Origin of the sequence: Mycobacterium hainanense (genome assembly GCF_041890355.1) — a bacterium.
Taxonomy (GTDB): domain Bacteria; phylum Actinomycetota; class Actinomycetes; order Mycobacteriales; family Mycobacteriaceae; genus Mycobacterium; species Mycobacterium hainanense.
In genome coordinates, this window is the sequence record NZ_CP169059.1 from 766,979 (window position 1) to 788,569 (window position 21,591).

Consider the following 21,591-nt stretch of genomic DNA (forward strand, 5'->3'; position numbering starts at 1 on the left):
GCATGCGGTTTGAGAACAAGGTCGGTATCGTCACCGGGTCCGGCGGCGGTATCGGGCAGGCCTACGCCGAGGCGCTCGCCCGCGAGGGCGCGGCGGTCGTCGTCGCCGACATCAACGCGCAGGCGGCCGAAGCGGTGGCCAAGCAGATCTCCGCCGACGGAGGCACGGCGATCAGCATCCCGGTCGACGTGTCCGACCCGGCGTCGGCCAAGGCGATGGCCGACCGCACGCTGGCGGAGTTCGGCGGCATCGACTACCTGGTCAACAACGCGGCGATCTTCGGCGGCATGAAGCTGGACTTCCTGCTCACCATCGATCCCGAGTACTACAAGAAATTCATGAGCGTCAACCTCGACGGCGCGTTGTGGTGCACCCGCGCGGTCTACAAGAAGATGGCCAAGCGCGGCGGTGGGGCGATCGTCAATCAGTCGTCCACGGCGGCGTGGTTGTACTCGAACTACTACGGCCTGGCGAAGGTCGGGGTGAACGGGCTGACGCAACAACTCTCGCGCGAGTTGGGCGGTCAGAACATCCGGATCAACGCGATTGCGCCCGGCCCCATCGACACCGAGGCCAACCGGACGACCACCCCGCAGGAGATGGTCGCCGACATCGTCAAGGGCCTGCCCCTATCCCGGATGGGGACTCCCGAGGACCTGGTCGGGATGTGCCTGTTCCTGCTCTCCGACGAGGCCTCGTGGATCACCGGGCAGATCTTCAACGTCGACGGCGGACAGATCATCCGATCATGAGCGAACACGTGAAACTCGGGTATATCGGGCTCGGCAACATAGGCACGCCAATGGCCAAGAAAATGACCGAATGGCCCGGCGGTGTAATAGTTTACGATATCCGCACCGAGGCCATGACGCCGTTGGCCGAAAAGGGTGCGTTGCTGGCCGACAGCGTCGCCGATGTGGCAAGTGCCGACATCGTCCACGTCACCGTGCTGAACGACGCGCAGGTGCGTGAGGTCACCGCAGAGCTCGCGTTACACGCCAAGGCGGGCACCGTCATCGCGATACACTCGACCATCAGCGATACCACCGCGGAAGAGCTTGCGCGCGAACACAAACCGCGTGACATCCACGTCGTCGATGCACCGGTGAGCGGCGGAGCAGGGGCCGCGCGCAAGGGCCTGCTCGCCACCATGGTGGGAGCCGAGGACGATGTTTTCGCCCGGATCAAGGGGCCGTTCTCGCACTGGGCGGAGCTGGTGGTGCACGCTGGGCCGCCAGGAGCGGGCACCCGCATGAAGCTGGCGCGCAACATGCTGACGTTCACAGAATTTGCCGCCGTCGGCGAGGTCTGGAAGCTGGCCGATGCTGCCGGATTGAACCTGCAGGACCTTGGCAATGTCGTGCGCCACACCGACAAGCTGACCGGCGGCGCCGGGTCGATCATGTACCGCGACGACGCCAAAGACCTTGAGCCGGAGCACTTCCTGCACGACCCATTCATTCATACCCGCGGCCTCGGGGAGAAGGACCTAAGCTTGGCGCTGGCGCTGGCCGAGGCGTTGGGGGTCGATTTGCCCATGGCTAAACTGGCACTCGAGCGATTGGCCCCAGGTCTCGGGGTGCCGCACAAACAGAAAGAGGCGTGATGGACGAACTGCGCCGCAAGGGCCTCGAGAAGATGAACGAGGTCTACGGCTGGGAAATGCCCAACATCGAGGGCGACGCGTATTTCGACCTGACCGTCGACCACTTGTTCGGCACCATCTGGAACCGCCCGGGGCTGTCGATGCGCGACAAGCGAATCATGACGCTGACGGCGGTCACCGCGGTCGGCAATCGCGACCTGGCCGAGATTCAGGTCAACGCGGCGCTGCTCAACAAGGAACTCGCCGAGGACGAACTGAAGGAGATGGCGGTCTTCCTCACGCACTACCTCGGGTTCCCGCTGGGTTCGGCGCTCAACGGCGCCGTCGACGCCGTCGTCGCCAAGCGCAAGAAGGCCGCGGCCAAAGGGGCGGCGGAGGACAAGAAGGCCAACGTGGACGCCGCATTGAGGATGCACTCCGGCGAGGCCCGCGACTAATAAGGCCGCACGCCCTCGGGCATCACGTACTCGGAGATCGGCCCGGAGACGCCGTTGACTGATGTCCCGCCGTTGAGAATGCCCGGCGCCATCTGAAGCATGTTGTTCGGAAACCCGAACGTCGGCTTGGTCAGCGCGTCGAGCCGAGCCAGTTCGTCGACGCTGAGGCCGACGTCGACGGCGCGGACGTTGTCGTTGAGTTGCGAGAGCCTGCGCGCCCCGATGATGACGGACGAGACGCCTGGCTGCGCGCGCACCCACGCCAGCGCCACGCTGGCGACGTTCGTCCCGTGGGCCTTCGCGATGAGCTCGAGTTCCTCGACAACGGCGTAGGCCTTGTCGTCGAGGAAGGCGTCAACCATCGCGCCGCGACCGGAGTCCTGCCGGCCGGCGTTGGCCCGGGTGTACTTGCCGCTGAGCACGCCGCCCTTGAGCGGCGACCACGGTGTGATGCCGAGGCCGAATTCGGCCGCCATCGGAACCAGCTCCTGTTCGATGGAGCGTTCCAGCAGCGAGTACTCGACCTGCAGGCCGACGAAACTCGACCAACCGCGAAACCGGGCGATGAGGTTGGCCTGGGCGATCTTCCACGCCGGGGTGTCCGAGACGCCGATGTAGCGCACCTTGCCCGCGCGGACCAGATCGTCAAGCGCTGCCATGGTCTCGTCGATCGGTGTGTTCGCATCCCAGATGTGCAGCCAGTACAGGTCGATGTAGTCGGTTTGCAGACGCCGCAGCGAATTTTCGCAGGCATTGATCACCGACTTGCGGCCCGAGCCGCCGCCGTTGGGATCACCCGGATACAGGTTGCCGCTGAACTTGGTCGCGATCACCAGGCGATCCCGGCGGCCGGCGTCACGCCCGATGTGGTCGCCGATGATCTTCTCGGAGTGGCTTCGGGTGTAGAAGTTGGCAGTGTCGATGAAGTTGCCGCCGAGGTCGGTGTACCGATCGATGATCTGTTGAGACTCTTCGACACTGGTGCCCCAGCCAAGATCCTCGCCGAACGTCATGGCGCCCAGGCACAAAGGGCTGACGCGCAGGCCGGAGCGTCCGAGTGTCACGTACTGATCCAGAGGCATGGTGACCGCTTTCTGGTAAGTTGTTCGATTATGCGTTTGTTCAGCCCTAAACTAGTTCATGTCTGAACGATCTGGCAAGTGGGTGCCGGCGGTCGACGCGGCCAGGGTCTGGTCGTTGAACTACCGGGTGCTGCTGTCGGTCATATCCTGCGCCGAGGCTGACATCTGTGCGCTAGGGCTGGAATCCAAGGAGCTGTTCCTGCTCGCGGAGATCGACGAGCATCCCTACCCGGCCGAACTCGCGGCGACGCTGAGCATGCCCAAGGCGACGGTCACGGTTTACCTCAAACGGCTTGAGGCGGCAGGCTTCGTGCGGCGCGAGATCGACTCCACCGATCTGCGGCGTCATCGGCTCCTGCTAACCCCGGCTGGGCGCAAAGCCGCCACGGACGGCCTGGCGTTGCTGTCCGCCGAGTTCGACAAGCGTCTCGAGCGCCTCACTGTCGCGCAGCGGAGAGACCTCAAGAATCTGCTCGAAAAGATTCTGTGAATGCGGGTGCCGTAGGCGTATGGCGTTTGCCCCGGCTAGTCTGACCTGTCGTGCGAGTCCTGGTGATCGGTTCGGGTGCCCGAGAGCATGCGCTGCTGCTGGCGCTTCGGAAAGACCCGCAGGTCACGGAGCTGTTTGTCGCCCCGGGCAACGCTGGTACCGCCCGGGTCGCCGAGCAGCACGACGTGGACATCACCTCGGGTTCCGACGTTGTCGCCCTGGCGCGCGAAGTCCGGGCCGACCTGGTGGTCATCGGTCCCGAGGTCCCGCTGGTGTTGGGCGTGGCCGACGCCCTGCGAACCGCCGGCATCGTCTGCTTCGGGCCCAGCAAGGATGCCGCGCGCATCGAAGGGTCCAAGGCGTTCGCCAAGGAGATCATGGCTGCGGCCGGCGTGCGCACCGCGGCCAGCGAAACCGTTGACAGCCCTGCCCATTTGGACGCCGCCCTGGACCGGTTCGGGCCTCCGGCTGGTGACCCGGCCTGGGTGGTGAAGGACGACCGGCTGGCCGCGGGCAAGGGTGTGGTGGTGACCGCGGATCGCGGGGTCGCGCGCGCACACGCCGCCGGGTTGCTCGAGGCGGGCCACCCGGTGCTGCTCGAGTCGTTCCTCGACGGCCCCGAGGTGTCGCTGTTCTGCGTCCTCGACGGTGAAACGGTGGTCCCGCTGCTGCCCGCGCAGGACTTCAAGCGTGTCGGCGACGGCGATACCGGCCCCAACACCGGCGGCATGGGCGCCTACGCGCCGGTTCCGTGGCTCCCCGACGAGGTGTACCGCGACATTGTCGGCAACATCGTCGAACCCGTTGCGGCTGAGATGGTTCGGCGCGGCAGCCCGTTCTGCGGTTTGTTGTACGTCGGGCTGGCGATCACCGGCACGGGGCCGGCGGTGGTCGAATTCAACTGCCGGTTCGGCGACCCCGAGACTCAGGCCGTGCTGGCGTTGCTGCAATCCCCACTCGGCCAGCTGCTGTACGCCGCGGGCACCGGCAAACTGGCCGACTTCGGCGAGTTGCGCTGGCACCCGGGTGCGGCCGTCACGGTGGTGCTCGCGGCGGAGAACTATCCCGGCCGTCCCCGCGTCGGCGACGTGGTCGCCGGCGCCGAGGCCGAGGGCGTGCTGCACGCGGGCACGGCGCGCCGCGACGACGGGGAGGTCGTCTCCTCGGGTGGGCGGGTGTTGTCGGTCGTGGGCACCGGCGCCGACCTCGCCGCCGCGCGGGCGCAGGCATACCAGCTGATGGGGTCGATTCGACTGCCCGGCAGCCACTTTCGCGGTGACATCGCGCTGCTGGCCGCCGAAGGCAAGATCAACGTTCAGTAACCCGCGGCCTGGCCGTCGCGGCGGGGGTCGCTGACCGCGAAATATCCGCTGTCGAGCCGCCAGATCGCCTGGCAGCTGCCGAACTGGTTGTAGTCGTCCACCGCGAGCAGTTCGTGCCCGCGGCGACACAATTCGTCCAAGGTCGACGTGGGAAACCCCGGCTCGCAGCTGACCTGCATGCCCTGCACCCAGCGAAACCGGGGACCGTCGCAAGCCGCTTGCGGGTTCTGGCCGTAATCGGCGATGCGGACCAGGACCTGCACATGCCCCTGGGGTTGCATCGGGCCGCCCATCACCCCGAAGCTCATCACCGGCGCGCCGTCCTTGGTGACGAAGCCCGGGATGATCGTTTGGAAGGGCCGCTTGCTCGGTCCGACCCGATTTGGATGATCTTGATCCGCGACGAAACCCGCCCCGCGGTTTTGTAGCGAGATGCCGGTTCCCGGCACCACCACCCCGGATCCGAATCCCAGGTAGTTCGACTGGATCATCGACACCATCATCCCCGAAGCATCGGCGGCCGTGAGGTATACGGTGCCGCCCCGGGGAGTCCCCGCCGACGCCGGCTTCGCTTGATTGCGGTCGATCAGGCCGGCCCGCTGCCGCAGATACTCCGCGTCCAACAGGTCCTCCGGACGGACCGGCATGTGGTCGATGTCGCAGACGTAGGCCTGCGCATCGGCGAAGGCCAATTTGAGCGCTTCGATCTGCAGGTGCAAACTCTCGGCGGAATCGACTGGAAGGGAAGACATGTCGAAATGCTGGAGGATCCCGAGCGCGATCAACGCCACGATGCCCTGGCCGTTCGGCGGAATCTCGTGAACCGTGAACCCGCGGTAGCTGCCGCTGATGGTGCCCACCCAGTCGGCGCGGTGAGCCGCGAGGTCGCCGGCCCGCATCGCCCCGCCGTTGGCCAGCGCGTGTGCCTCGAGTTGGTCGGCCAGCTCCCCGCGGTAGAACGCCTCACCGTCGGTCGCGGCGATCTTCTCCAGCGTGGTGGCCTGCTCGGTAAACCTGAACACCTCACCGGGTTTCGGTGCGCGGCCGGCGGGCATGAACGCCGCGGCGAAGCCGGGCTGCTTTGCAAACAGGGGCACCTGCGCCGCCCACTGGTCGGCGACGGTGGGCGAGACCAGGAAGCCCTTGTTGGCGTAGTCGATCGCGGGCGCAAAGAGCCTTTCGAACGGAAGTTTGCCGAACTTGGCATGCAGTTCCGTCCACGCCGACACGGCCCCGGGCACCGTCACCGCATTCCAGCCGAACGCGGGAACGGCCTTGCCGCCGAAGTAGTCCGGGGTCCAGGCCGCGGGCGAGCGGCCCGACGCGTTCAGCCCGTGCAATTGGCGACCGTCCCACACGACGGCGAAGGCATCCGACCCGATGCCGTTGGAGACCGGCTCCACCACCGTCAGGGCGATGGCGGTGGCGACGGCCGCGTCTACCGCGCTCCCGCCCTCGGTCAGCATCCGAAGGCCGGCTTGGGTCGCCAGCGGTTGTGACGTGCACACAACGTTTTCCGCCAGGATGGGCTTGCGCGGCCAGGCGTAGGGGAGATTCCAGTCGAATGGTGCGGTCACCCTCGCGAGCGTAACGCTGGCGTGACGCTCGGTGCCCGGCGCCGCGCTGGCGTGACGCGGGCCTACGACGAACCGGCCTCAGGCCGTCAACAGCGGTGCCATCCAGGTGAGCTCGGCCGGCAGTTGCGAACTCCAGAACTCCGCGTTGTGCCCGCCGGGCGAGAACCCGCCCGCCGGCGGGTGGGGCAGTTGGGCGATGAACTGCTTGGTGGCGCCGTAAAACGGGTCGCTGTCGCCGCAATCGATCCGAATGGGAATCGACGCCAGCGCCGGCATGCCGAACACGGAGTTCGCCGCGAAGTCGTCGGGCCCGTCGAACGCGCCGGGCGCGGCCGCGCCGGAGGACAGCCATAGTGCGGGACTGACCGCGCAGATGGCCGCGGTGCGCGCCGGACCCAGCCGACCGCCGAGCAGCAACGCGCCGTAGCCTCCCATCGACCACCCCAAAAACGCCACCCGCGAGGTGTCCAGCCCCTGGTTCCCCAGCATGGGTATGAGCTCGTCGAGCACCATCGCCCCGCTGTCCTCGCCGGAGGCCCTCTTGTGCCAGTAGCTGCCCCCGCCGTCCACGGCGACCACCGCAAAGGGCGGCAGCCCCGCGTTGACGGCCTGCGCCAGACCCTGTTCGACGCCGCCGGCCATCACCGTCGACGCATCACTGCCTTTACCGTGCAGCGCGATCACCGGTCGCAGCGCCTTGGTCTGCCCGGGCGGGCGTGCGATGGCCCAGTTGGTGTTGATGCCGCCCCGCGCCGCCGAGACGAAGGAACCGGTCACCATGGTGGGCGCCGGCTGAGCCGGGGGAGCCGGCTCGAGGGGCGGAGGCGGCGGCGGCGCCAGCGGCGCCCGGGTGCCGACCGGCGACAGCGGCATGGCCTGGGACGGTCGGGGCTTGAACAGGATGTCGAGGGCATAAGTGCCGACTGCACCCGCGGCCGCGCTGGCTCCGAGGCCCAGCAGGGCACGGCGGCTCAGGGCGGGCATGCGGGCCATCATGCCATGTTCGTTTGGCGGACCGTTTGGCGGAAATGGCAATGCAGTACCACTTTGGCTGGCACGATGGCTACTCGTGACGGCAGCAGTTACTCCCAAGGGAGAACGTCGACGGTACGCGCTCGTGAGCGCCGCCGCCGAGCTGCTAGCCGAGGGCGGCTTCGAGGCCGTGCGGCACCGCGCGGTCGCTCGGCGCGCCGGACTCCCGCTGGCGTCGACCACGTATTACTTCTCGTCCCTTGACGATTTGATCGCGCGCGCCGTCGAGCACATCGCGATGATCGAGGTGGCGCAGCTGCGGTCGAGAGTCACCGCACTTTCCCGCCGGCGTCGCGGCCCCGAGACCATCGCCGAGGTGTTGGTCGACCTGCTTGTCGGCGACGTGTCCAGCCCGGGACTCAGCGACCAGTTGATCTCGCGCTACGAGCGGCACATCGCGTGCACCCGCCTGCCCGCACTGCGCGAGACCATGCGGCGCAGCCTGCGACAGCGCGCCGAGGCCGTGGCCGAGGCCATCGAGAGATCGGGACGGACGGTGCACATCGAGTTGGTGTGCACGCTGATCTGCGCGGTCGACGGTTCCGTGGTGTCCGCCTTGGTCGAAGGTCGCGATCCTCGCGCGGCGGCGCTGGGGACGGTGGTCGACCTCATCGACGTGCTCGCGCCGATCGATCAGCGGCCCGTGCGGTTGGCGGGCAGCGATGGCGTCACGATGTACCCGGTGGGGAAGTCGCCGTAGATCGTCACATCCGCCGGGCGGCGTTGCGCGTACAACGCCACGTAGGCGCAGACGACGGCGTCGATCGGATCCTCGGCGCGGCGCAGCTCGCTTTTGCGCTGGGCGGTGGTGACACGGGTGCGCAGCCGGCCCCAGTCGTGGTGGGCCGCCACGTCTAACGGCACCGCGGCGTGCGCGAGCCTTTCGATGCGCTCCATCAGCAAGAGCAGCTCGGATCGGAGTTGGTCGACGCCGCGGCCGGGCTTGGCCTTGTACTTGAGCGTTCGCTCCAGCCGGAACAGCACCACCGTCGCCGGGTGCGGATAGACCTCGATGGCGCGGCGCGGCGCGGACGAGCGCGGGTCCATGTCGAGGCCCAGCGCATGGGCCAGTCGCGCGGCGCGCGGTCCGTCGGCGAACTCCGGTTTTGCGGTGTTGGCCGGGTGCGCCCCGGCTTCGAACCTGCGGAAGTCGCGGTTGAGCGCCGCTTCGGCGGGACGCTGGCCGGTCGGGTTGGTGACCACCAGCGGGGCGTCGAAGGCGACGACGCAATTTCCCCCCACGTACGGCGACAACGCGGCGAGCACCGTGGTGTCGTCGCTTGCGGCGCCGATGTGCACCAGGTTTCCCCCGTCGTCGACGACCGCCACCCCTGTGGGGTTGCGCCCAGCCCACGCCAGGTCGACGCCGACGAAGTTCATCGGCCACATTGTGCCGCGAAAGTGCAACCAACTCGGCCGATGCGTTGACAGCCGCACTCTCGCGGCGCCCGCCCCGACCGTAAGCTGTGTGTTCGTGAGCATTCCCAATGTGCTGGCCGCGCGCTACGCCAGCGCGGAGATGGTCGCGATCTGGTCGCCGGAGGCCAAGGTCGTCGCCGAACGCCGACTGTGGCTGGCGGTGCTGCGGGCGCAGGCGGAATTGGGTGTGGACGTTGCGCAGGACGCGATCGCCGATTACGAGCGGGTGCTCGAGGACGTCGACCTGGCCTCGATCGCGGACCGCGAGCGGGTGCTGCGCCATGACGTCAAGGCCCGCATCGAAGAGTTCAACGCGCTGGCCGGCCACGAGCACGTGCACAAGGGGATGACCAGCCGCGACCTGACCGAGAACGTCGAGCAGCTACAGATCCGGCGGTCGATGGAGCTGGTGTTCTCGCACGGCGTCGCGGTGGCGGGTCGGCTCGCCGAGCGGGCGGTGGAATACCGCGACCTGGTGATGGCCGGACGCAGCCACAACGTCGCCGCGCAGGCGACCACGCTGGGCAAGCGGTTCGCCTCCGCGGCGCAAGAGACGCTGATCGCGCTGACCCGACTGCGCGAGCTGATCGACCGCTACCCGCTGCGCGGAATCAAGGGTCCGATGGGCACCGCCCAGGACATGCTGGACCTGCTTGACGGCGACGCTGCCAAGCTGGCCGAACTGGAGCGGCGGGTGGCCGAATTCCTCGGCTTCGCAAGCGTTTTGACCAGCGTGGGGCAGGTGTACCCGCGTTCGCTGGACCACGACGTGCTATCGGCTCTGGTCCAGCTGGGCGCCGGGCCGTCGTCGATGGCCCACACCATCCGGCTGATGGCCGGGCACGAGCTCGTCACCGAGGGGTTCGCCCCCGGACAGGTGGGGTCCTCGGCGATGCCGCACAAGATGAACACCCGAAGTTGTGAGCGGGTCAACGGGCTGCAGGTGGTGCTGCGCGGGTACGCCTCGATGGCCGCCGAGCTTGCGGGCGCCCAGTGGAACGAGGGTGACGTGTTCTGCTCGGTAGTGCGCCGAGTTGCGTTGCCGGACAGCTTCTTTGCCATTGACGGGCAGATCGAGACTTTCCTGACGGTGCTCGACGAGTTCGGCGCCTACCCGGCGGTGATCACCCGCGAGCTGGATCGCTACCTGCCGTTTTTGGCGACCACCAAAGTGCTCATCGCCGCGGTCCGCGCCGGCATGGGCCGCGAGGCCGCGCATCACGTGATCCGCGAACATGCGGTCGCGACGGCCCTGGCAATGCGGGAACGCGGCGCGGAGCCCGACCTGCTGGACCGGTTGGCCGCCGACGAGCGGCTGCCGCTGGACCGGGCGGCGCTGGACGCCGCGCTCGCCGACAAGAAGGCGTTCGTCGGCGCCGCCGGCGACCAGGTGGACGAGGTCGCCGCGTTGGTGGACGCGTTGGTGAGCCGCTACCTGGACGCCGCCAAGTACGCTCCGGGCGCGATCCTGTGACCCTCGCCGGCGCGCTCGCGGGGATCGACTTCACCGATCTGGACAACTTCGCCAACGGTTTTCCCCACGAGCTGTTCGCCATTCATCGCCGCGAGGCGCCGGTGTACTGGCATGAGCCGACCGACAACACGCCCGACGGCGAGGGTTTCTGGTCCGTCGCCACATACGCGGAAACCCTTGAGGTGCTGAAGGACCCGACGACCTACTCCTCGGTCACCGGCGGCGGGCGCCCGTACGGCGGCACGCTGCTGCAGGACCTGGCGATCGCCGGCCAGGTGCTCAACATGATGGACGACCCGCGCCACTCGCAGATCCGGCGGCTCGTGAGCTCGGGTCTGACCCCGCGAATGATCCGGCTGGTCGAGGATGATTTGCGGGCGCGAGCGCGCCGGCTGCTCGATGCGGTGGTGCCAGGTGAACCGTTCGACTTCCTGGTCGACATCGCCGCCGAGCTGCCGATGCAGATGATCTGCATTCTGCTGGGAGTGCCGGAGTCCGAACGGCATTGGCTGTTCGAGGCGATCGAGCCGCAGTTCGATTTCGGCGGTTCGCGCAAGGCCACATTATCGCAGCTGTCACCGCAACCGTCGGTGGAGGAGGCCGGGTCGCGGATGTACGCCTACGGCCGGCAATTGATCGCCGCTAAGCGGGCGGAGCCGACCGACGACATGCTGTCGGTTGTCGCGAACGCGACGGTCGACGATCTCGACGCGCCGTCGCTGTCGGATCTCGAGCTCTACCTGTTCTTCAGCCTGTTGTTCAGCGCCGGCGCGGAGACGACGCGCAACGCGGTCGCCGGCGGCTTGCTGGCCCTGGCCAGGCACCCGGAGCAATTGCGCGCCCTGCGCGCGGATCTCGACGCGCTGCCGACCGCCGTGGAGGAGATCGTCCGGTGGACGTCGCCGTCGCCGTCCAAACGGCGCACCGCCACGCGCGACGTCACGCTCGGTGGGCAGTCGATCCGTTCGGGGCAAAAGGTCCAGGTCTGGGAGGGCTCGGCGAACCGCGACCCCGGTGCATTCGAACGCGCCGACGAATTCGACATCACCAGGAAGCCCAACCCGCACTTGGGGTTCGGTCAGGGCGTGCACTACTGCCTGGGCGCCAATCTGGCCCGGCTGGAACTGCGCGTGCTCTACGAGGAGCTGTTCTCCCGATTCGGTGCGGTGCGGGTGGTCCAGCCGATCGAATGGGCGCGCAGTAATCGGCACACCGGCATCCGTCACCTGGTCGTGGAGCTCCTCGAGGGGTAGTGACGATCCGACGCGCCGACGTCGGCGTGGGTGATTGCGGTCGTCGCGGGGCTGCCGCCGCTCGGCCGCGCGCCGCTAGCGCCCACCAATCGAGATGCCGGCCGCCCGCAGCTCGAGTGCGGCCAGGGCTCGGATGGTGACCGGATCCTCCCGGCGCCATCCACCGACCGGATCCGCGCTGACAGCGGCGAGCTTGCCCGGTGGCCGGTTCGTCAACGCCCGCAGGGCGAGCAGTTGCTCCCCAGCCTGGGTCGCGGCCAGGGCGGTCACCGTCAATTTCCGCCGAAAGAACCGCAGCCGCAGCAGAAGCCACGGCACGTCCGCGACGAGGATCGGGACGGCCGCGATGGCCATCGCCAGCAGGACCGCCAGCCAGCTGGCCGTCGAGTCCAGGTCGTGGCCCGCGCCGGCAAGATCGAGCGCGGCCTGACTGGCGGAATTCAGCGGCTGGCTGACCGCGTCGCCCACCAAGGGGATGTGCTGGGCACCGTGGCCGGCCGACGCCAGGTTGCCGGCGATACCATGCGCGCCGCTCTCGACCTGCCGGCCGGCATCGGCGATGGTGGACACGGCGTCGTAAACCGCCAGGCCCACGAATAGCCAGATAGCGGTCCACAGAACGACGGCGAAGTCGCTGAGCAGCTGGGCCATCAGCCGGCCCGGTCGGGTGGAGTAGGGCAAGAACCGCGGGGTCATGCCCTCGATCCCAGCACAGCTCCCGAGACGCGACCCCTATCCGGGTGGCCGTTAGGCTGACCCGATGCGCCCCGCATTGTCCGAGTATCAGCACCTGGCCAGCGGAAAGGTCCGCGAGATCTTTTCCGTCGACGACGAACACCTGTTGCTGGTCGCGACCGACCGGATCTCTGCATACGACTACGTCCTCGACAGCACGATCCCGGACAAGGGCCGCATCCTGACCGCGATGAGCGTCTTCTTCTTCGGTCTGGTCGACGCGCCCAACCACCTGGCCGGTCCACCGGATGACCCCCGCATCCCGGAGGAGGTCCTGGGCCGTGCGCTGGTGGTGCGGCGGCTGGAGATGCTGCCGGTGGAATGTGTCGCGCGTGGTTACCTCACCGGGTCCGGCCTGCTGGACTATCAGGCGACCGGCAAGGTCTGCGGCATCACGCTGCCGCCCGGCCTGGTCGAGGCCAGCAAGTTCTCCGAGCCGCTGTTTACCCCGGCCACCAAAGCCGCGCTGGGGGACCACGACGAAAACATCTCGTTCGACAGGGTGATCGAGTTGGTGGGCGCCGTCCGCGCCAACCAGCTGCGCGACCGCACGCTGCAAACATACGTTCAGGCCGCCGATCACGCCCTGACGAAGGGAATCATCATCGCCGACACCAAGTTTGAGTTCGGCACCGACCGCGACGGTAACCTGCTGCTGGCCGACGAGATCTTCACACCGGACTCCTCGCGATACTGGCCGGCCGAGGACTACCGGGTCGGGGTGGTGCAGACGAGCTTCGACAAGCAGTTCGTCCGCAACTGGCTCACCAGCCCCGAGTCGGGCTGGGATCGCCACGGCTCGCAGCCGCCGCCACCGCTGCCCGATGACATCGTCTACGCCACCCGCGACCGCTACATCGATGCCTACGAACGTATTTCCGGTTTGAGTTTCGGCGACTGGATCGGCGCGTGACTTCGGCCGCAGCCCCGGCACCGCCCGTCGCGAAGCGGCAGGAGACCCGGCGTGAGCATCACGGAGACGTCTTCATCGATCCCTATGAATGGCTGCGTGACAAGGCCGACCCCGAGGTCATCGCCTACCTCGAGGCGGAAAATGACTATGCCGACAAGATGACGGCTGATCTCGAACCGTTGCGGCAGAAGATCTTTGACGAGATCAAGGCGCGTACCAAGGAGACCGATCTGTCGGTTCCGACGCGCCAGGGCGACTGGTGGTATTACGCCCGCACCTTCGAGGGCAAGCAGTACCGGGTTCAATGCCGTTGCCCGGTCGCCAATCCCGATGACTGGGATCCGCCGGTCCTGGAAGAGGGCACCGAAGTGCCCGGCGAGCAGGTCCTCCTCGACTCGAACGCCGAGGCGCAGGGCCACGAATTCTTCGCGCTCGGTGCCGCCACCGTCACCCTGGACGGCAATCTGCTGGCGTACTCCGTCGACACCGTCGGCGACGAACGCTATACGTTGCGCTTCAAGGACTTGCGCACCGGCGAGCTGTATCAAGACGAGATCGCCGACATCGGCGCCGGCGCGACCTGGGCGGCCGACAACCACACCGTGTACTACCTGACCCTGGACGCGGCCCACCGCCCGGACAAGGTCTGGCGCTATCGCGTGGGCTCCGGCGAGCCGTCGGAGCTGGTGTATCACGAAGCCGACGAACGATTTTGGCTTGGGGTCGGGCTCACCCGCAGCGAGGCCTACGTCTTCATCGCGTCGGGTTCCTCGATCACCTCCGAGTATCGGTACGCGGACGCCGCCGACCCGCGCGCAGCGTTCACCGTCGTACTGCCACGGCGCGAAGGCATCGAGTACGCGGTCGAACACGCGGTGGTCGGCGGGCAGGACCGGTTTTTGATTCTGCACAACGAGGACGCGGTCAACTTCACCCTGACCGAAGCGCCGGTCAGCGACCCGACACGGCAACGCACGCTCATCGGGCACCGCGACGACGTTCGGCTCGACGGCGTGGACGCCTTCGCCGGCCATCTGGTGGTGAGCTACCGGCGAGAGGCGCTGCCCCGGTTGCAGGTGTGGGACGTCGCCACCGGCGGGGAGTACGGCGAGCCCGAGGAGATTTCCTTCGACTCCGAGCTGATGTCGGCCGGTCTTGCCGGCAACCCGAACTGGCATGCGCCCAAGCTGCGGATCAGGGCGGGGTCGCTGGTCGTCCCGGTGCGGGTGTACGACATCGACTTCGCCACCGGTGAACGCACGCTGCTGCGCGAACAACCCGTGCTCGGCGGTTACCGTACGACCGACTACGTCGAGCGGCGCGACTGGGCGATCGCCGACGACGGCGCCCGCATCCCGGTGTCCATCGTGCACCGCGTCGGTGTCGAGTTTCCCGCACCGGCTCTGCTGTACGGCTACGGTGCCTACGAGATATGCACCGACCCCAGCTTCTCCATCGCTCGGTTGTCGCTGCTGGACCGGGGCATGGTGTTTGCGATCGCCCACGTCCGCGGGGGCGGTGAGATGGGCCGGCCCTGGTACGAGCATGGCAAGCTGCTGGAGAAGAAGAACACCTTCACCGATTTCGTCGCGGTGGCAAAGCATTTGGTGGACACCGGCGTCACCCGGCCGCGCCAACTGGTGGCCCTGGGCGGCAGCGCTGGCGGCCTGCTGATGGGGGCGGTCGCCAACCTGGCGCCGGAACTCTTCGCCGGAATCCTCGCGCAGGTCCCGTTCGTCGACCCGCTCACCACCATCCTCGACCCGTCCTTGCCGCTGACCGTCACCGAGTGGGACGAATGGGGAAACCCATTGCAGGACAAGGATGTCTACTGGTACATGAAGTCATATTCGCCGTATGAAAATGTCGAGGCCAAGCGGTATCCCGCCATCCTGGCGATGACTTCGCTCAACGACACCAGGGTCTACTACGTCGAGCCCGCCAAGTGGGTGGCGGCGTTGCGGCACGCCAACGGCAACGGCAACGGCAGCCCGATCCTGCTGAAGACGCAGATGAACGCCGGACACGGTGGAGTCAGCGGTCGCTACAAGGCGTGGCAGGAGACCGCTTTCCAATATGCCTGGCTGTTGGCCGCCGCCAATGCCGACAGCGGCGGCCGCCAGGACGACGGTCCCACGGCGAGCTGAGCGCACCGATCTCGGCGGGATCGCGGCGAGACACCAACCGATGACGGCCTAATCGTCGGTGGGTCGGACCGGCGCCTTCTTCGGCAGGAAAGCCGCCGGGATGATGGTGAACGCGACCAGCGCGACCGCCAGCACGAAGACTGTGGTGTAGGCGTGGGAAAGGTTGTTCAACAGCGCGCTTGCGACGTCGGGCGGAAGAGCCTGCCGTGCTGCTCCGCCGGAGGCATTAGCCGCCGGCCCGTGCCCGGCGACGTTGGACGCCGCGGACGCCGCCTTGCCCGCGATGATGTCGTTGCGGTTGATCTGAGTTGTCACGATGACGGCCATCAAGGCGGCTCCGATGGAGCTGCTCACCTCGAGGTTGACACTCACCAATGTCGTGCCCCGTGCGATCTGCTGCGGGGAAAGGGCCTGAACAACCGCAGCGCCGAGCGGCGCGGTGGTGCAGCCGATGCCCAGTCCCATGATCGCCAACCCGACCAGCAACGTCGGTAGATAGTCGGCATGCCTGGCCACGCCGAAGGCAAAAACGGCCAGGCCTCCTGCGATCAGGGGAAGACCGATCAACACGACCTTGCCCGGGCCGCGCTTGTCCGCGTACATCCCGGCGAGCGGCATGGTCAAAGCGGCGCCCAGCGCCTGGGGGACCAGGCGCATCGCAGACTGCATCGGGGTCTCGTTCATCACCAGCTGGAAGTAGCTCGGCAGCGTGAGCCCGGCGCCGACGTAGCCGACCGTGAAGACCAGCAGGGTCAGGTTGGCCTGTGTGACTACCCGGTTCTTGAGCAACCTCAAGTCGATGAGCGGATGATCAGTGCGATACCAGGCGTGCCAGACGAACGCGGTAATCAGGACGAGGCCGATGATCACCGGTATCAGGACGTAGCGGTCGGCTACCGTATGGCGTCCGGGAATGGACGACACCCCACACAGGAAGATCGCCACGCCCGGCGATAACAGCAGCGCGCCGGTGAAGTCGAGCGCTTCGCTCGGCTCGGGCCGGTCTCTGGGGAACAGGATCGCCGCAAGGCCGATGGTGGTGATCCCGATCGGCAGGTTGATCAGGAAGATCCACTCCCAGCCGTAGGTGTCGATCACCCAGCCGCCGAGGATGGGCGCACCGATTGGCGCAAGTATCAGCGGAATGCCGCCTATCGCTATCAAGCGGCCAAGTCGTTGGGGGCCGGCCTCGCGTGTCAGGATCATCGAACTCAGCGGCATGAGCATACCGCCGCCGAGCCCCTGTATTACCCGGAAAATGATGAGCGCCAAGATGTTTGGCGCCAGTGCGCAGAGCAGCGAGCCCAGGGTGAAAACAAAAACCGCGCCCATGAACAGTCGTTTGGTGCCGAATCGATCGACTGCCCAACCGGTGACCGGGATCACGGTTGCTAACGCCAGCATGTAGCCCGCCATGGTCCACGACACGACTGCCAGCGTCGATCCGAACTGTGCGGCGAAGGTGCGTTGCGCCACGCTGACAACGGTGGTGTCGAGCAGCGCCATGATCGTGGCCATCCCACACACAGCCGCGACCCGGAACAGTGCGGCGTCTAGCTTGTCGGGATACTGACGCTCCTCCGCGTTTGATTGCCCGGTGGCAGCACTCTGCACAGGGGGGTCGGAAGTCACGTATTCGGCCTTCTGCATGGCGTTGCCGAGCATATCTGTACCCGTACCCTCACGCGGACCCTTTCAGACGTTTGCTTCGGCCCCGTCTTAATCTGCCGTTTGGGCTTGGTTCGATATCGGGTCACCACCCTACCCAGGCCCGTGAACTGGATCGGCACGGCGTCGCGCCAGGCCCGCTGCCTGAGGGTTTAACCCAGTTGCGACGTGCAGCGGCCGCGCGTTCACGCGTGCTAATGGCCCACCGTTTGGCTCGCCGGCTTTTTCGGCAGAAAAGACGCCGGGATGATCGTCAACACCACTAACACCACGGCTATCACAAATACCGTCGTATAGGCGCGGGAAAGGTCATGCACGACGTTGTCCCAAAAGCCGGGGCTCAGCGTCTGGCGCGGTATCGCCGACTGGTCGACGGGAACCCCGCCGACCGCGGCCTGCTGCTGTAACGCCGCGAGCTTGTTGGCCGCGACGATGTTCTCGCTGCGATCGAACTGGTTGGTCAGGATCATCGACATCAGGGCCGTGCCGACGGACCCGCCCACCTGATGGCCGACGCTCATCAGCGTCGTGCCCCGGGCGATCTGGTGCGGGGCGAGCGCCTGCACTGCGGCGACGGACAACGGCATCATGGTGCAGCCCATCCCGAGGCCCATGATTGCCAGGCCGATCAGCAGTGTGGGCAAGTAGTCCGCCTGCCTGGCCACGCCGACGGCGAACGTGGAAAGGCCGGCGGTGATCAGGGCGATACCGACCAGCACGATCTTGCCGGGCCCCTGTCGGTCCACCAGTGGCCCGGTCAGACGCATGGTCAGCATGGCGCCGAGTCCCTGGGGGATCATGCGCAGGCCTGCCTGCATCGGCGTCTGGTGCAGAACCTGCTGGAAGTAACTCGGCAGGAGCAGGCCCGCGCCGAAGAAGGCGCCGGCGAAGACCACCATCGTCACGTTGGCGTGGGTGAGCACCGGGTTGCGAAACAAGCGCAGATCGATGAGCGGGTGATCGGCGCGGCGCCACGCGTGCGCGACGAACCCGGCGATCAGGGCGAGGCCGATGGTGGCCGGTATGAGCACGTGCCGGTCGGCGACGGTGCCGCATCGCGGGATCGATGACACCGCGAACAGGAACGTGGCCAGGCCGGGCGACAACAGCAGCACGCCGACAAGGTCGAAGGTTTCCGACCGCGACGGGTGGTCCCGCGGAAAGATGATCGCCCCTAGCGCGATGGTGACGAGGCCGATCGGCAGGTTGATGAAGAAGATCCACCGCCAGCTCGACGCGTCGATGAGCCAGCCGCCCAGGATTGGGCCGCCGATGGGGGCGAGCAGCATCGGGATGCTCAGGATCGACATCAGGCGACCGAGTCGCCGCGGGCCCGCTTCACGCGTCAAGATCATGAAACTCAGGGGCAGCAGCATGCCGCCACCGATCCCTTGGGCTACCCGAAAGGCAATGAGCTGCAAGATGTTTGCGGCCACCGCGCACAGCAGGGAGCCCAGCGTGAAGGCCAGCACGGAGGCCAGGAAAAGCCGTTTGGTACCGAACCGGTCGGCCGCCCACCCGGTGATCGGAATGACCGTTGCCAACGCCAGCGTGTAGCCGGTCATGGTCCAGGAGACGACGGCCTGCGAAGACGCGAATTGATCGATGAAGGTGCGCTGCGCCACGCTGACGACGGTGACGTCCACGATGGCCATGACCGTGGCCAGGATGCACACCCCGGAAATCCGCAACAGGCCGGCGTCCAACTTGTCGGGATAGTCCCGCTCGCCCGCGCCCGACTGCGGGGCGGGGTCGTAAGGCAGCGGTGTGTCGGCCGCCACGTACGGAGCCTGATCCATGGCGTTGCTTAGCATATCGAACCGATTCCGTCAGCGTGTGCCCGCGGGACCCTTTCCGGGTGGCGCGCAGCCGCCCGACCTGCTTTCCAGCGGTATCGATATACGCCTGCCGTCTGCGTGTCCTTCACCGTCCCGAAACCTGGGATCGTCAAACTGCAGGTGTGGCTGGAAAATTGATCGTCTCGGTCTCGGGGATTGGCGAACGCACCCTCGCTGACGTTGAGGCGTTCTGCGCTCAAATGGATGCCCGCAATGTCCCGGTGTCACTGTTGGTGGCTCCCCGGCTCAGCGGTGACTATCGACTCGACCGCGACCCGCGCACCGTCGAATGGCTGACCGCCCGCAGGTCCGGTGGCGACGCGATCGTGCTGCACGGCTACGACGACGCGGCCACCAAGAAGCGCCGCGGTGAATTCGCCATCCTGCGGGCGCACGAGGCCAACCTTCGGCTGATGGCCGCCGACCGCGTGCTCGAGCACCTCGGCCTGCGCACCCGACTGTTCGCGGCGCCCGGCTGGGTGGTGTCCCCGGGAGTGGTCAAAGCCTTGCCCGACAACGGCTTTCGGCTGCTCGCAGATCTGCACGGAATCACCGACCTGGTCCGGCACACCACCGTGCGCTCGCGCGTATTGGGCATCGGCGAAGGCTTCCTCACTGAACCGTGGTGGTGCCGGATGGTGGTGCTGTCCGCCGAGCGGATCGCCCGCCGGGGTGGCGTCGTGCGGGTCGCCGTTGCCGCCCGCCACTTGCGTAAGTCCGGGCCTCTGCAGGCCATGGTCGACGCCGTCGACCTGTCGCTGATGCACGGTTGCGCACCCACCGTGTACCACTGGCAGCGTGACAAGGCGATTCTCGACGCGGCCTGACGAAGCGTCTCCCGAACCCGCTCGGCGCGGGCACTACCCTGATCGGACATGAGCGAATCTTCGGCCGCGGGGTTCGGCGCCGACGTCATCATCGTCGGGGCGGGACTCGCGGGCTTGGTGGCCGCCTGCGAATTGGTGAACCGGGGCCTGCGGGTGTTGATCCTCGACCAGGAGAGCAGCGCCAACCTCGGTGGGCAAGCCTTCTGGTCGTTCGGTGGCCTGTTCTTCGTCGACAGCCCCGAGCAGCGCCGGCTGGGGATTCGCGACAGCCACGAACTCGCCCTACAAGACTGGCTCGGCACCGCGGCGTTCGATCGGCCCGAGGACTACTGGCCGCGCCAATGGGCGCACGCCTACGTCGATTTCGCGGCGGGGGAGAAGCGCAGTTGGCTGCGTGACCGGGGACTGAAGATCTTCCCGCTGGTGGGCTGGGCCGAACGTGGCGGCTATGACGCACAGGGACACGGCAATTCGGTGCCCCGCTTCCACATCACCTGGGGCACCGGCCCGGCCCTGGTCGAAATCTTCGCCCGTCAGCTGCGGGACCGCTCCACCGTGCGCTTCGCGCACCGCCACCAGGTCGACGAGTTGATCGTCGAGGGCGGCGCGGTGACCGGCGTCCGCGGGACCGTGCTGGAGCCCTCGGCGGTACCCAGGGGCGTGGCGTCGTCACGAACACCGGTGGGGCAATTCGAGTTCCGCGCGCCCGCGGTGATCGTTACCAGCGGCGGCATCGGCGGCAACCACGAACTGGTGCGTAAGAACTGGCCCGAGCGCATGGGTCGCATACCCGAGCAGCTACTCAGCGGAGTGCCCGCCCACGTCGACGGCAGGATGATCGGCATCTCCCAGCAGGCCGGCGCCCGGGTGATCAACCCGGACCGCATGTGGCACTACACCGAGGGCATCACCAATTACGACCCCGTCTGGCCGCTGCACGGTATTCGCATCATCCCCGGGCCGTCGTCGCTGTGGCTCGACGCGACCGGCAAGCGGTTGCCGGTACCGCTGTACCCGGGCTTCGACACCCTGGGCACGTTGGAATACATCACCAGATCCGGGTATGACTACACGTGGTTCGTATTGAACGCCAAGATCATTGAGAAGGAATTCGCGCTCTCCGGGCAGGAGCAGAATCCCGACCTGACCGGACAGAGCCTGCGCGAGCTGCTGCGTAACCGGGTGCGCTCCGGGCTGCCCGGACCCGTGCAGGCATTCGTCGACCGGGGAGTGGACTTTGTCAGCGCGAGTTCGTTGCGGGAGTTGGTAACCGCGATGAACAAGCTGCCCGACGTCGCACCGCTGGACTATGCCACCGTGGAGGCCGAGGTGACCGCCCGCGACCGCGAGGTGGCCAACAAATTCAGTAAGGACGGACAGATCACCGCCATCCGTGCCGCCCGCGGCTATCTGGGTGACCGGCTGGGCCGGGTGGTGGCACCGCACCGGCTGACCGACCCCAAGGCGGGGCCGATGATCGCGGTCAAGTTACACATCCTGACCCGAAAGACGTTGGGCGGCATAGAGACCGACCTGGCCGGCCGAGTACTGAAGGCCGACGGAACCCCCCTGACCGGGTTGTACGCCGCGGGTGAGGTGGCCGGGTTCGGTGGGGGCGGCGTGCACGGTTACCGCGCCCTGGAGGGCACATTTCTGGGCGGGTGCATCTTCTCCGGGCGGGCCGCAGGGCGCGGTGTCGGCGACGATATCGCCTAGCGCGGTCGCTGATCGAGTGTCACGCCCGCGTGATCCGGGCGGGCGACCGGCACGC

At 67.3% G+C, this 21,591-nt stretch carries 19 protein-coding genes; 12 read left to right on the forward strand and 7 right to left on the reverse strand.

Going from position 1 to position 21,591, the window contains the following annotated elements:
- Positions 1 to 2: 2 nt before the first annotated feature.
- From ACEL92_RS03620 to ACEL92_RS03630, 3 genes are read left to right on the forward strand one after another with little or no spacing between them, the layout of a single operon-like run.
- A complete protein-coding gene (locus tag ACEL92_RS03620; RefSeq protein ID WP_374024276.1) occupies positions 3 to 752 on the forward strand; it encodes an SDR family oxidoreductase in 750 nt (249 codons plus the stop codon).
- The gene (locus tag ACEL92_RS03625; protein WP_374024277.1) at positions 749 to 1,606 is read left to right on the forward strand and encodes an NAD(P)-dependent oxidoreductase; all 858 of its coding nucleotides are present in this window, start codon (positions 749 to 751) and stop codon (positions 1,604 to 1,606) included. The genes ACEL92_RS03620 and ACEL92_RS03625 overlap by 4 nt, the downstream gene beginning before the upstream one ends.
- The gene (locus ACEL92_RS03630; RefSeq protein ID WP_374024278.1) at positions 1,606 to 2,043 is read left to right on the forward strand and encodes a carboxymuconolactone decarboxylase family protein; all 438 of its coding nucleotides are present in this window, start codon (positions 1,606 to 1,608) and stop codon (positions 2,041 to 2,043) included. The genes ACEL92_RS03625 and ACEL92_RS03630 overlap by 1 nt, the downstream gene beginning before the upstream one ends.
- On the opposite strand, the gene ACEL92_RS03635 is transcribed toward ACEL92_RS03630, so the two are convergent.
- The gene (locus ACEL92_RS03635; RefSeq protein WP_374024279.1) at positions 2,040 to 3,125 is read right to left on the reverse strand and encodes an aldo/keto reductase; all 1,086 of its coding nucleotides are present in this window, start codon (positions 3,123 to 3,125) and stop codon (positions 2,040 to 2,042) included. The two genes, ACEL92_RS03630 and ACEL92_RS03635, sit on opposite strands and share 4 nt — an antisense overlap.
- Positions 3,126 to 3,183: 58 nt before the next feature.
- Here ACEL92_RS03635 and ACEL92_RS03640 point away from each other — a divergent pair, with 58 nt between their 5' ends.
- A complete protein-coding gene (locus ACEL92_RS03640; RefSeq protein WP_374024280.1) occupies positions 3,184 to 3,615 on the forward strand; it encodes a MarR family winged helix-turn-helix transcriptional regulator in 432 nt (143 codons plus the stop codon).
- 50 nt (positions 3,616 to 3,665) lie between these two features.
- Complete coding sequence (gene purD / locus ACEL92_RS03645; protein ID WP_374024281.1) at positions 3,666 to 4,937, forward strand: phosphoribosylamine--glycine ligase; 1,272 nt, start codon at positions 3,666 to 3,668, stop codon at positions 4,935 to 4,937.
- Here the strand turns inward: purD and ACEL92_RS03650 are convergent.
- On the reverse strand, positions 4,931 to 6,514 hold the full coding sequence (locus ACEL92_RS03650) for a gamma-glutamyltransferase family protein (protein WP_374024282.1): 1,584 nt from the start codon (positions 6,512 to 6,514) through the stop codon (positions 4,931 to 4,933). The genes purD and ACEL92_RS03650 overlap by 7 nt on opposite strands.
- Positions 6,515 to 6,592: 78 nt before the next feature.
- On the reverse strand, positions 6,593 to 7,510 hold the full coding sequence (locus ACEL92_RS03655; protein WP_374024283.1) for an alpha/beta hydrolase-fold protein: 918 nt from the start codon (positions 7,508 to 7,510) through the stop codon (positions 6,593 to 6,595).
- Between the two features lie 73 nt (positions 7,511 to 7,583).
- Here ACEL92_RS03655 and ACEL92_RS03660 point away from each other — a divergent pair, with 73 nt between their 5' ends.
- The gene (locus ACEL92_RS03660; RefSeq protein ID WP_374024284.1) at positions 7,584 to 8,246 is read left to right on the forward strand and encodes a TetR/AcrR family transcriptional regulator; all 663 of its coding nucleotides are present in this window, start codon (positions 7,584 to 7,586) and stop codon (positions 8,244 to 8,246) included.
- On the opposite strand, the gene ACEL92_RS03665 is transcribed toward ACEL92_RS03660, so the two are convergent.
- On the reverse strand, positions 8,180 to 8,926 hold the full coding sequence (locus tag ACEL92_RS03665; protein WP_374024285.1) for a DUF429 domain-containing protein: 747 nt from the start codon (positions 8,924 to 8,926) through the stop codon (positions 8,180 to 8,182). The genes ACEL92_RS03660 and ACEL92_RS03665 overlap by 67 nt on opposite strands.
- 94 nt (positions 8,927 to 9,020) lie before the next feature.
- Between ACEL92_RS03665 and purB the strand changes: the two genes are divergently transcribed.
- Both purB and ACEL92_RS03675 read left to right on the forward strand, forming a co-directional pair.
- The gene (gene purB, locus ACEL92_RS03670; RefSeq protein ID WP_374024286.1) at positions 9,021 to 10,439 is read left to right on the forward strand and encodes an adenylosuccinate lyase; all 1,419 of its coding nucleotides are present in this window, start codon (positions 9,021 to 9,023) and stop codon (positions 10,437 to 10,439) included.
- Entirely contained in the window at positions 10,436 to 11,692 is a 1,257-nt protein-coding gene (locus tag ACEL92_RS03675) for a cytochrome P450 (RefSeq protein ID WP_374024287.1), read from the forward strand. Before purB ends, ACEL92_RS03675 begins: the two co-directional genes overlap by 4 nt.
- A 75-nt stretch (positions 11,693 to 11,767) precedes the next feature.
- Here the strand turns inward: ACEL92_RS03675 and ACEL92_RS03680 are convergent, their stop codons facing one another.
- Positions 11,768 to 12,388, reverse strand: coding sequence for a hypothetical protein (locus ACEL92_RS03680; protein ID WP_374024288.1), 621 nt, complete (start codon positions 12,386 to 12,388; stop codon positions 11,768 to 11,770).
- Positions 12,389 to 12,452: 64 nt separating this feature from the next.
- Between ACEL92_RS03680 and ACEL92_RS03685 the strand changes: the two genes are divergently transcribed.
- A complete protein-coding gene (locus ACEL92_RS03685) occupies positions 12,453 to 13,340 on the forward strand; it encodes a phosphoribosylaminoimidazolesuccinocarboxamide synthase (protein ID WP_374024289.1) in 888 nt (295 codons plus the stop codon).
- Positions 13,337 to 15,487 carry a S9 family peptidase gene (locus tag ACEL92_RS03690; RefSeq protein ID WP_374024290.1) on the forward strand — a complete coding sequence of 717 codons (2,151 nt, stop codon included), beginning with the start codon at positions 13,337 to 13,339 and terminating at the stop codon, positions 15,485 to 15,487. The genes ACEL92_RS03685 and ACEL92_RS03690 overlap by 4 nt, the downstream gene beginning before the upstream one ends.
- A 48-nt stretch (positions 15,488 to 15,535) precedes the next feature.
- Here the strand turns inward: ACEL92_RS03690 and ACEL92_RS03695 are convergent, their stop codons facing one another.
- Both ACEL92_RS03695 and ACEL92_RS03700 read right to left on the reverse strand, forming a co-directional pair.
- Positions 15,536 to 17,152 carry a DHA2 family efflux MFS transporter permease subunit gene (locus ACEL92_RS03695; RefSeq protein ID WP_374024291.1) on the reverse strand — a complete coding sequence of 539 codons (1,617 nt, stop codon included), beginning with the start codon at positions 17,150 to 17,152 and terminating at the stop codon, positions 15,536 to 15,538.
- 197 nt (positions 17,153 to 17,349) lie between these two features.
- Positions 17,350 to 18,969 (reverse strand): DHA2 family efflux MFS transporter permease subunit, encoded by a 1,620-nt coding sequence (locus ACEL92_RS03700; protein WP_374024292.1) that lies wholly within the window; start codon positions 18,967 to 18,969, stop codon positions 17,350 to 17,352.
- A 146-nt stretch (positions 18,970 to 19,115) separates the two neighbouring features.
- Between ACEL92_RS03700 and ACEL92_RS03705 the strand changes: the two genes are divergently transcribed.
- Together ACEL92_RS03705 and ACEL92_RS03710 are read left to right on the forward strand one after the other, a co-directional pair.
- On the forward strand, positions 19,116 to 19,820 hold the full coding sequence (locus tag ACEL92_RS03705) for a DUF2334 domain-containing protein (protein ID WP_374024293.1): 705 nt from the start codon (positions 19,116 to 19,118) through the stop codon (positions 19,818 to 19,820).
- A gap of 48 nt (positions 19,821 to 19,868) precedes the next feature.
- Complete coding sequence (locus ACEL92_RS03710) at positions 19,869 to 21,536, forward strand: FAD-binding dehydrogenase (protein ID WP_374024294.1); 1,668 nt, start codon at positions 19,869 to 19,871, stop codon at positions 21,534 to 21,536.
- The last annotated feature ends 55 nt before the right edge of the window (positions 21,537 to 21,591 follow it).